This window comes from Anaerostipes sp. AF04-45 (assembly GCF_003461725.1).
Classification (GTDB): domain Bacteria; phylum Bacillota; class Clostridia; order Lachnospirales; family Lachnospiraceae; genus Anaerostipes; species Anaerostipes caccae.
The window spans coordinates 65,854-75,089 of sequence record NZ_QTXQ01000011.1; the positions used below are offsets into that span (position 1 = coordinate 65,854).

13 protein-coding genes are annotated in these 9,236 nt (G+C 37.4%); 11 read left to right on the forward strand and 2 right to left on the reverse strand.

The window, feature by feature from the left end:
- Positions 1-108: 108 nt before the first annotated feature.
- Both DWV34_RS14670 and DWV34_RS14675 read left to right on the forward strand, forming a co-directional pair.
- Positions 109-1,035 (forward strand): helix-turn-helix transcriptional regulator, encoded by a 927-nt coding sequence (locus DWV34_RS14670; protein ID WP_187115088.1) that lies wholly within the window; start codon positions 109-111, stop codon positions 1,033-1,035.
- Positions 1,032-1,655 carry a uracil-DNA glycosylase family protein gene (locus DWV34_RS14675; protein WP_009289932.1) on the forward strand — a complete coding sequence of 208 codons (624 nt, stop codon included), beginning with the start codon at positions 1,032-1,034 and terminating at the stop codon, positions 1,653-1,655. The genes DWV34_RS14670 and DWV34_RS14675 overlap by 4 nt, the downstream gene beginning before the upstream one ends.
- 439 nt (positions 1,656-2,094) lie before the next feature.
- Here the strand turns inward: DWV34_RS14675 and rpsI are convergent, their stop codons facing one another.
- Both rpsI and rplM read right to left on the reverse strand, forming a co-directional pair.
- Positions 2,095-2,487 (reverse strand): 30S ribosomal protein S9, encoded by a 393-nt coding sequence (gene rpsI / locus DWV34_RS14680; RefSeq protein WP_006568524.1) that lies wholly within the window; start codon positions 2,485-2,487, stop codon positions 2,095-2,097.
- A 16-nt stretch (positions 2,488-2,503) separates the two neighbouring features.
- On the reverse strand, positions 2,504-2,938 hold the full coding sequence (rplM, locus tag DWV34_RS14685) for a 50S ribosomal protein L13 (protein ID WP_006568523.1): 435 nt from the start codon (positions 2,936-2,938) through the stop codon (positions 2,504-2,506).
- Between the two features lie 216 nt (positions 2,939-3,154).
- Between rplM and DWV34_RS14690 the strand changes: the two genes are divergently transcribed.
- The 9 genes from DWV34_RS14690 (at position 3,155) to DWV34_RS14725 (ending at position 8,907) form a co-directional block, all read left to right on the forward strand.
- Positions 3,155-3,361, forward strand: a complete 207-nt coding sequence (locus DWV34_RS14690) for a hypothetical protein (protein WP_118476572.1) — start codon at positions 3,155-3,157, stop codon at positions 3,359-3,361.
- 21 nt (positions 3,362-3,382) lie between these two features.
- Positions 3,383-4,141 (forward strand): hypothetical protein, encoded by a 759-nt coding sequence (locus tag DWV34_RS14695; RefSeq protein ID WP_118476573.1) that lies wholly within the window; start codon positions 3,383-3,385, stop codon positions 4,139-4,141.
- Positions 4,142-4,396: 255 nt separating this feature from the next.
- Positions 4,397-4,651, forward strand: a complete 255-nt coding sequence (locus DWV34_RS14700; RefSeq protein WP_118476574.1) for a hypothetical protein — start codon at positions 4,397-4,399, stop codon at positions 4,649-4,651.
- Positions 4,652-4,815: 164 nt separating this feature from the next.
- Positions 4,816-5,139 carry a hypothetical protein gene (locus tag DWV34_RS14705; protein WP_118476575.1) on the forward strand — a complete coding sequence of 108 codons (324 nt, stop codon included), beginning with the start codon at positions 4,816-4,818 and terminating at the stop codon, positions 5,137-5,139.
- Positions 5,140-5,302: 163 nt separating this feature from the next.
- The gene (locus DWV34_RS17230; protein ID WP_158565692.1) at positions 5,303-5,464 is read left to right on the forward strand and encodes a hypothetical protein; all 162 of its coding nucleotides are present in this window, start codon (positions 5,303-5,305) and stop codon (positions 5,462-5,464) included.
- Between the two features lie 59 nt (positions 5,465-5,523).
- Positions 5,524-7,113, forward strand: coding sequence for a hypothetical protein (locus DWV34_RS17435; RefSeq protein WP_187115086.1), 1,590 nt, complete (start codon positions 5,524-5,526; stop codon positions 7,111-7,113).
- Between the two features lie 12 nt (positions 7,114-7,125).
- Entirely contained in the window at positions 7,126-7,371 is a 246-nt protein-coding gene (locus DWV34_RS14715; RefSeq protein WP_118476576.1) for a hypothetical protein, read from the forward strand.
- A gap of 14 nt (positions 7,372-7,385) precedes the next feature.
- Positions 7,386-8,027, forward strand: a complete 642-nt coding sequence (locus tag DWV34_RS14720; RefSeq protein ID WP_118476577.1) for a zonular occludens toxin domain-containing protein — start codon at positions 7,386-7,388, stop codon at positions 8,025-8,027.
- 82 nt (positions 8,028-8,109) lie between these two features.
- Positions 8,110-8,907, forward strand: coding sequence for a rolling circle replication-associated protein (locus DWV34_RS14725; protein ID WP_118476578.1), 798 nt, complete (start codon positions 8,110-8,112; stop codon positions 8,905-8,907).
- Positions 8,908-9,236 lie beyond the last annotated feature (329 nt).

Here is a 9,236-nt window from a genome sequence, read left to right on the forward strand (position 1 = left end):
AGGAAAATTTATCATAATTTTACACTTACAATTATCGCCCCATTTTGTTTATTCTGTATCCTGACACACGTTGTCAGGGTTTGTCTGATATAATAGAGAGACAAGGAGGTGAAACGATTGCATGAAAGCCGCTTATTCAAAATCCTTTACTATCTGTTGGAAAAAGGACAGGCAACTGCACCTGAACTGGCCTCAAAATTTGAAGTATCTGTGAGAACCATTTACCGCGATATTGATGTAATGAGCAGTGCAGGTATTCCAGTGTATGCCGCCGCGGGAAGGGACGGCGGTATTAAACTGTATGATGATTTTATCATCAGCAAAGCTTTGCTGTCTGAGTCTGATATTCAGGATATCTTTATCGGTCTTCAGAGCTTATCCGCTGCCCAATATTCCGATCATGAAGGTACATTAGAAAAACTAGGTGCTCTTTTTAAGAAGACAAATACAGACTGGATTGAAATTGATTTTTCCCGCTGGGGAGCCTGCGTTCAAAAAGAACATGAAATCTTTTCTCTGCTGAAAATTTCTGTTTTAAAAAGGCAGGAAATTGTATTTTGTTATTATAATTCCAGGGGAGAGGTCAGTGAAAGGCGGTGCCGTCCGATAAAATTATTATATAAAGACAGATCGTGGTATTTGTTTGGATTCTGCTGCAAAAGAAATGATTACAGATTATTCCGTGTCTCAAGGATGAGGAGTCTGAAGCTCACAGAAGTTATGTTTGATGAAATTCCTCATGATAATTTAAACATTTGGCCGCTGCCTGAGGACATGGAAGTATTATGTGAAATAGAACTTCGGTTTCCATTGGACATGGGGCATAGGGTTTTAGATATTTTCAGTGAAGAGGCGATCATACAAAACGATCAACAGTTTATTGTAAAAGCATCACTTCCCCGGAACGAATGGCTGTATGAAATGCTGTTATCTTTCGGAGAAAAAGTTGAAATTGTACACCCGATAAGCTTAATAAAAGAAATCATAGAGCGCTGCGAAAAAGCCCTCAGCCATCACAAAGGAGCAGAATCATGAATATAAAAAAAAGTTTACAAAGCATAGATGCTTCGGGCAGTAATTTTTATTTCAATGACGTCGATGTTATCCCGGAGAATATCAAAGCTGTACTTATTAATGAAGTCGTCCCCAATGATCCTGAGAACGATTTCTATGGAAAACAGGATGGAGAATACCTTTCTGCTGTTATCCGTCTTTTCCAAAATGCAGGAATAACAGTGAATACCGCAGAAGAGCTGCTGGATTTGGGTATCTATATTACAAATGCAGTAAAGAAACCAAAATCTCACACTTCCGTTGAAAGAAGCATGATCGAAGAAAGCCTGCCTTTTCTTGAGAAGGAGCTCGCCTTATTTCCTAACGTCCAGGTAGTCGTGCTTATGGGGGATGTGGCAAAAAAAGCAGTGAATATGATCGCTAAAAGAACAACGAAAAGAAATGTGATTCCTGCTGTTTCAACATACAAACTGCGCCACAGCGAAATATACTATAAAAATATACGGCTAATGCCCTCCTATATTATGACAGGAAAAAACATACTGATTGAAAAGTCGAAATTTCAGATGGCTTGTGAAGATATTTCTAACATGATTAATATGATCAATCGTGATCCTGTATTTCATCTTCATCAGCAATGAATTCTTTACAAACTTTCAAATTAGTGGTATATTTTAAGTAGAAAAAGGAACAACCGCCCGCAAGGGGGATTGACCTGTGAAAGAATTAGAAAATTCCACCCTGACACCTGCCAAAGTTTCAAGGGTGGTTTTTCTATGCGTAACTAATGACTAATCAAATATATGAAGGTCAGTAGTGCAATCAAAAATAATCCGAACTGCATCAAGTCAATAAAACTGAATTTGTTCTTCATTGGCACCACCTCCATTCTATGTAGAATGAAGGTCAAACCACCCTGTAACACGGTTGTTCCATAACCAAATTTTATCACATCATTTTAATTATTACAATTTCAAAATTGTATATTTTAGTAAAACTTTATATTTTTCAACAAAACAGAAACCCCACGAAAACTTGCTGTTTTCATGGGGTTGATTAATTCTCTTATATAATTTTTTATTATCGTTTTGAGAACTGTGGTGCACGACGTGCAGAACGAAGTCCCGGTTTCTTTCTTTCCTTCATACGTGGATCTCTGGTTAAGTATCCTGCTTTCTTTAATACCGGACGGAAGTCTCCGTCAACCTGTAATAAAGCTCTGGAAATACCGTGGCGGATTGCTCCTGCCTGTCCTGTAAAACCACCGCCGATAACATTAACTAAAACATCGTATTTTCCGAGAGTGTCAGTAGCAACCAATGGCTGGCGTACGACTACTTTTAATGTCTCTAATCCTAAATATTCGTCGATATCTCTTTTATTGATTGTGATTTTTCCTGTTCCTGGTACTAAATATACTCTAGCGATACTGCTTTTTCTTCTACCAGTTCCGTAATATTTTGCTGTAGCCACTTAATCGTCCTCCTTCTTAATACTTGATCTCTAATGCTTTTGGCTGCTGAGCCTGATTGTTGTGCTCTGCGCCTGCATATACGTGAAGTTTCTTAATCATTGCTCTTCCCAAAGGACCTTTTGGAAGCATACCTTTTACTGCAAGATAAATAACATCTTCAGGCTTTTTCGCCATTTTTTCTTTTAAAGTCGTCTCTTTCATTCCGCCTACATAATCAGAGTGATTGTAGTAGATCTTCTGGTCTAATTTCTTTCCAGTTACCTGGATTTTATCTGCATTCACAACGATCACGTTATCGCCTGTGTCGATGTGAGGAGTATAAGTCGGCTTATTCTTTCCTCTTAAAACTTTTGCGATCTCTGATGCTAAACGTCCTAATGTATGTCCTGTGGCGTCAACTACATACCATTCTCTTTCAATTGTTGATGGGCTTGCCATAAAGCTCTTCATGGTTCTTCCTCCTAAATTTCTCAATCAATGTGTCTTCTATATAAAATACTCCCTCCGGGGCATTGGGGTAAGCATTTTCTTTTATGTCACATTTTCATATTATATAACACTGACCGGGGTGTGTCAATAAATTTTCTCCAAAAATTATGAAACTGAAAGTTGTAAAATGTAATTAGAAAGAAACAAGAGAGCAAAAAGGAAAGAAAGGCGGTCTTTATGGGGTACTCTAAGAATCTAACAAATACGGAAATTAACGACTACATTGAATATCAGTATTATGATTATCTTGCCTGTCAGCAGAGCAGAAATTTCAAACGGGCTGACATTATCCGGACACATGCGATTCATGTTTTAATGTTTGCCGCAAATATCGAGGTTCTGACATTAGAGGAATATACATCATTGTCCATGTTATTCAAATAGGAAGTTGAGGGGGTACATATTATGACAAACACAAGTAAAAAAGTTCGGACGTTCGAACAAAAGAAAAAGACAACAACGGTTGCAAAGCAGATGAAAGAAGTTGCAAAAACAAATCAGGCAAAAATCCAAGCGGAAGACAAACGACTTTATAAAAATTGTGTGACTGCGATTCAGAAAGAATATCAAAAAGTAGAAATGTCTTCTCTGAAAATTGCATTTCTTCTCCACAAAGTTTACAAGAAGAAACTTTATAAAATTGATTCATATAAGAATATCTATGACTTTGCGAAAGACAAGTTTGAACTTGCAAGGGGCACAACTTCAAATTTCATTAACATCTGTGAGCGGTTCGGTGTATTCGATGAAGAAAATTTGCTGGATATCCGGGATGATATGAAAGACTATGGTATTAGTAAGTTGACACTTCTTTTAAACTGTCCGGACAGCTTTCTTGACCAGTGTGACCCTTCCATGTCTGTCCGTGAAATTCGGGAGATGAAACGAGAATATACGGATATGTTAGAAACTGCAATCACAGACTTGAAAGAGGGGGATATCCATGATATTGATGCTGATGAATCTGACATTATGTCTAAACCAGCCTGTGATGAAGACGGTGTTATCTTGGATATTTCAAAAACTGCTAAAGATATGCTTGTTTGTTCCGTCTCTGATTATGATGAACTTTTAAAACTCAAGGAAGTGATTGAAGATGCTTTGAAAGACGCAAAGAAGACAACAGGTAAAAAACCGCATTTAGAAGTTAAGATTGTTTTTTAGAGGATGCGCCCCTTCGGGGGCGTACCCCTTCCAAATATAGAGAGGTTTTGTATGATGTCTATGATTTTATTTATTTCTTTATTTCTGTTTCTAATTTTAACCGTATTATATTTTTATCGTTTTGGTTACGCATTACTTTTTGGAAATGAAAATATTGCACGGAAAAGTTTCATTCGATTTTCAATTTATTCCGTTATTTTGGGATTATGTATTTTACACACTTTACACTATTTATTTTAGAAAGAAGGTAGAACTATGAAATTAAATGTAAATTTAAAAACAACAGTGTTGGGAAAGAACAAAAAAGCGTATGAGTACAACGGTAGAAACGGTGTTTCTTATAAAGCCGTTTGCATGGTCAATGATAATGGCAATACGGTTACGGATGAAATTTCGGTAACGGAGGAAGTTTTTCACAGCCTTGAGGACATGAAGCCCTATGATCTCTATGGCTATGTAGATTCAAAATACAAAAAGATACTGATTGAGCGTGCAGTTTTAATGAAGTAGATGGTTGTAAAGTGGCAAGTAAAGTTCGGATGTCCGAACTTTTGCGATACGCCGTAGGGCAACACTTTACAACCAGAATCCTTCCAGTATACATACTGTTCTTAGAGGGCTTAGGAAAGCCACGCTTTGATAAGCCCTCTTGATTACCGAATTCAGGAGGTTTTATGCACTTTGAATATAAAGATATGGTTGTCTCTACGGTTCCTATTATTCGTATGGAAAGCAGAACAGAACAGGGTACAGAGAAGACCGAGGAGACAACACAAACAACGGAAACTATAAATTCTTCCATCCCCCAAACAACGGAAGAAACGACCGAAAACAAGGAAGATGAAGAGCTCATAAAGGAATATAAGACCTATATGAAATCCGTTCAATCCGGTATCGGTGATTCTGTTATGGTAACAATGTTTTGTGGTGTAGGTATCTATCTTCTTGTTGGTCTGATCCTTGCATTGATTTTGAGCAAATATTTTAAATTGAGGTGATACTTTGGAATATGCAGTTGAAAATATAAAATTGATTGCCCCTGTGATGTTTGGCTCCATAACTATCGGTGCCGCAATGGGTACGATGTGTATCATTGTCGGCCTTTTGATAGATATATTTAGAAGCATTGTAAACAAGGCATAAAGTAGGAAGGAGAAAAACATGGAAGCTATAATTACTGCGATTACAAACGCTTTAAAGGGTGTTTCTGACCAGGCAATGGAAGCCGTTGGTACTGTAATCCCTTACGCATTTCCGTTTGTTGCAATCGGGCTTGTGTTTGGTATTATCGTCAAAATTTTCAAAAAAGTTGCTTCTAAATAAGTATACTTTTTTCGGGCGTACCTGTACGGTATGCCCTTTTTTAGAAAGGAGAAAAATACATGAAGCGAAAACTTTCTATCCGCATACTTTGCATGATGCTTTGTTCTATGATTCTGATAACATCGTTTAACAATCGCCGGGTGCAGGCGGCTTTTGTGATTGACGATTTAGCTGTCATTGCCATTTTGTTTGCGATTGGTGGAATTGCTCTGACTGCGACAAACTTAGACGAGGAAACAGTAAGTGATTTAGATGACTATTTATCAACACATTTTAATCATGCTTATTTAAATCCCGGTCCTGACTTTGACCCTGATGACGACGATGACAAAGACAAGGGGGAAGACTATGATAATTATAATGATTTGAAACTTGCAATCAAAGGAGATAAAGCGGTTACATTCAGCGCACTGACAACTTATGCCATTCGCAAGGCTGTAAAACTTACATATAAATCTTATAACTTTGGTGAGCATTTGGCTGATGAAACGATACAAGAATACCAGTTTGATGCTCAGAATCCGGTTAGTTCTGATATGTTACAGTACCTTTTTCCCGGAAACGCTGACTTGTCTGGAAAAACTGCCGCTTTTGGATTCAGCAACTTTAATTCTACCAATGAAGCGTATTGTAAAAAAGTTTATGAAATCATTCAAGATGAAACCTATATCTTGAATCAAAAAATTCCAGAACCGGATGCACAAAGAAACCGCTATATCCCTGTGTTACAAAATGCTGAAAATAAGTGTGATTCTATGGTATTTGTTCGTGGGGATAGCGGTTTAAGTTTATATATGATGGATAAAAAAGAAATAGATTTTAACTCTGCATTTGAAGTGGGAAATCATAAACCGTTTGATTTTTTTCAGGCTTTGGATGGTTCATCTAATTATGTTCAAAATTCCTATAATACTGTTTCAAATGCTTTACAAATCTTCTGTGACAATATCGTATTGAATCCTAAATTGAACACTTATGTTTATGATTTTGTGAGTGGACAGTGGATTGATTTAAAAAATGGTCAGGTATTGTGGATTCATCCAGATTATGCAAACCAATTTGACAATAATCCAGACTTGGAACAGCATCCCACCTATGACCCGAACAGCTTAGATATTATAGAATTATTACAGCAGTTACAACAACAAAAGGCAGATGCAAATGCGAACCCGGATTTATCCCCGGCACAAAAAACAGATGCAATTAATCAAGCTGTCTTGGACTTTTTTCACAAAGTAAATCCGTCTTTGTATCCTGATCCCGGCACAAAGCCAGACCCGAACCCAGGTACAGACCCTGATCCCGGTACAGACCCGGACCCCGATAACCCAAATCCAGATAATCCTGATACGCCATCGAATCCAGATATGCCAAAAAAACCAAGCTGGAATACAATTATTGCTGATTTAACAGAAATTTTTCCGTTCTGTATGCCGTTTGATTTTGTGAAGTTGATCAATAAATTAGATGCAGAACCAAAAGCGCCCCGCTTTGAAATCCCTGTGAAAATAAAGTTTGCAAATGTAGATGATAAAATCATTGTGGATTTGAAAGATTGGGATTCTGTCGCGAAAGTCTCGCGCACTTGTATGACGCTTGTTTTTCTTGTCGGTCTTATCTTTGCGACCCGTGGAATTATCAAGGGATAGGAGGGGATATAGATGTTTGAAACAATTTATAACTGGTTTTTGGAAGCTATACAGGCTCTAGTTTCCACCATTTCCTCTGTTCTTCCGCACAGTCCTTTTGTAAGTTTTATTGATAACTTAACAATTCCTTATATTGAGTATGTAAACTGGCTGGTTCCTATTGGCACATTTATAAAGATCGGTGCGGCTTGGCTGGTTTCCATTGGCTTATTTTATGCTTATTCTATCGTTTTACGTTGGATTAAAGCAATCGAATAGACAGGAGGGGTATAATGATTTATTTATACAGTGGTACACCGGGTAGTGGGAAGTCTTTGCATACGGCAAAAGTTGTATATGAAACGTTACGTCTTGGACTTCCGGTAATCGCAAACTTTAGCTTTAATTATTCGGGTAAGAAAAACAGTTTTTATTATGTGGACAATACCGAACTTACACCGGATTATTTACAAGACTTTGCGAGACAGTATTGGAATGGTAAATGTGTAATAGAGGGTCGTATTTTATTGGTCATAGACGAGTGCCAACTTTTATTTAATGCTCGTGAATGGAATGCAAAAGGCCGTTCAGAATGGCTTAGTTTCTATACCCAGCATAGAAAAATGGGCTACGATATTATACTTGTTGCCTTATTTGACCGGATGATCGACCGACAAATCCGGTCTTTAATTGAATATGAAGTTGTCCATCGAAAAGTTTCTAACTACGGAATTGGTGGTAAACTTCTTTCTATGTTTGCGCTTGGAAAATTATTTTGCGGAGTTAAAATTTGGTATCCGATGCGAGAGAAAGTTGGACAGCGTTTCTTTAGAGCCAAGAAGAAATACTATAGTCTTTACGATACATATAACACGTTTGAGAGCGGCTCAGACGAGGGTAGGGAGCCCTCGGCAGAGCCGCCCTCAAACGGATAGGATTTATCGGATAGAATTTAGTGTTGCTTACTTGACTATAGCAACACTTAACACTCACATGTTTTTTTTGGAAGGGGGAAACATGGGATTTTATAATATTAAAGTGTACGATTATTTAGACAGTGTGCATATCCGTTTATACAGTAAAGAGATTTACAGTTCTGAAAAAGTGGCAGGTGTGAAAGACTTAGAGGAATGTTTGTTACAAAAAAGTTCGGACGTCCGAACTCCGGTTGACAGGGACCGTTCTATCCGGTCCAGCCGTGCCCGTACAATACAAGAAATCTATGAGATTACAAGGGCGAACACATGGAGTTACTTTTTAACGATTACATACAATCCGCAATATATCGACCGGACAGACTATGACGCTATAACAAAAAAAACAAGCAAGTGGTTAAATAATTTAAAGCAACGGTATGCGCCGGATTTAGTTTATATCTTAATCCCGGAACTGCATAAGGATGGGAAAAGCTATCACTTTCATGGTCTTCTTTCTCACATCGGAGATATAGAGTTGAAAGACAGCGGAATAAAACAAAGGAATGGAAAGCCGATTTATAACCTTGCAAACTGGAAACTAGGTTTTTCTACTGTCACACAAGTGCAGGATACGACCCGTGTAAGTCATTACATTGCAAAATACATCACAAAGGATTTATGTGCTGTCACAAAAGGAAAACGCCGATATTGGGCAAGCCGTAATTGTAGGAAAGCTACTGTTAAAGCGTACAATATCGACTTAGAGGAAATACAGAACATCCTGTTAGACAATCAAGAATTTCTCTCGTATGTAAAGACACAATACAATAAAGAAATAGATTTAGAAGTTGTCTATCTGGAATTTAAAAAAGAAGATATAGATTCTTTTTTGAAATAGTTCGGACGTTCGAACTATTTTTTATTCCTTGTCAAGTTGCATAATAAAGCACAACAAAAGCTGTGCAATTTGCCATATTTCATTTATTTTCTAAAAATCTCTTGCAATTTGTCTCCTATTTGAGAAATTTTAGGAATTGTGTTATACTTTCTAAAACAGGAATGATTAAGGGGGGATTAGATGCATAGAATTTATGATATTATGGAACGGATTGGAAAACCACAAAATCTTGCATTAAGCAATGCTCTTGATATTGTTTATAAAATTACTTCAATTAAGTGTCGGGCGGCGAATTAAAGTTCCAACCGACTGCAATTCTACCGCAAATT

Bases quoted from the DNA above. Each gene is read 5' to 3' on its own strand.
- DWV34_RS14675 (WP_009289932.1), top strand. From the start codon at position 1,032: ATGAATATAAAAAAAAGTTTACAAAGCATAGATGCTTCGGGCAGTAAT.
- rplM (WP_006568523.1), bottom strand. From the start codon at position 2,938: ATGAAGAGCTTTATGGCAAGCCCATCAACAATTGAAAGAGAATGGTAT.
- DWV34_RS14690 (WP_118476572.1), top strand. From the start codon at position 3,155: ATGGGGTACTCTAAGAATCTAACAAATACGGAAATTAACGACTACATT.
- DWV34_RS14695 (WP_118476573.1), top strand. From the start codon at position 3,383: ATGACAAACACAAGTAAAAAAGTTCGGACGTTCGAACAAAAGAAAAAG.
- DWV34_RS14700 (WP_118476574.1), top strand. From the start codon at position 4,397: ATGAAATTAAATGTAAATTTAAAAACAACAGTGTTGGGAAAGAACAAA.
- DWV34_RS14705 (WP_118476575.1), top strand. From the start codon at position 4,816: ATGCACTTTGAATATAAAGATATGGTTGTCTCTACGGTTCCTATTATT.
- DWV34_RS17230 (WP_158565692.1), top strand. From the start codon at position 5,303: ATGGAAGCTATAATTACTGCGATTACAAACGCTTTAAAGGGTGTTTCT.
- DWV34_RS17435 (WP_187115086.1), top strand. From the start codon at position 5,524: ATGAAGCGAAAACTTTCTATCCGCATACTTTGCATGATGCTTTGTTCT.
- DWV34_RS14715 (WP_118476576.1), top strand. From the start codon at position 7,126: ATGTTTGAAACAATTTATAACTGGTTTTTGGAAGCTATACAGGCTCTA.
- DWV34_RS14720 (WP_118476577.1), top strand. From the start codon at position 7,386: ATGATTTATTTATACAGTGGTACACCGGGTAGTGGGAAGTCTTTGCAT.
- DWV34_RS14725 (WP_118476578.1), top strand. From the start codon at position 8,110: ATGGGATTTTATAATATTAAAGTGTACGATTATTTAGACAGTGTGCAT.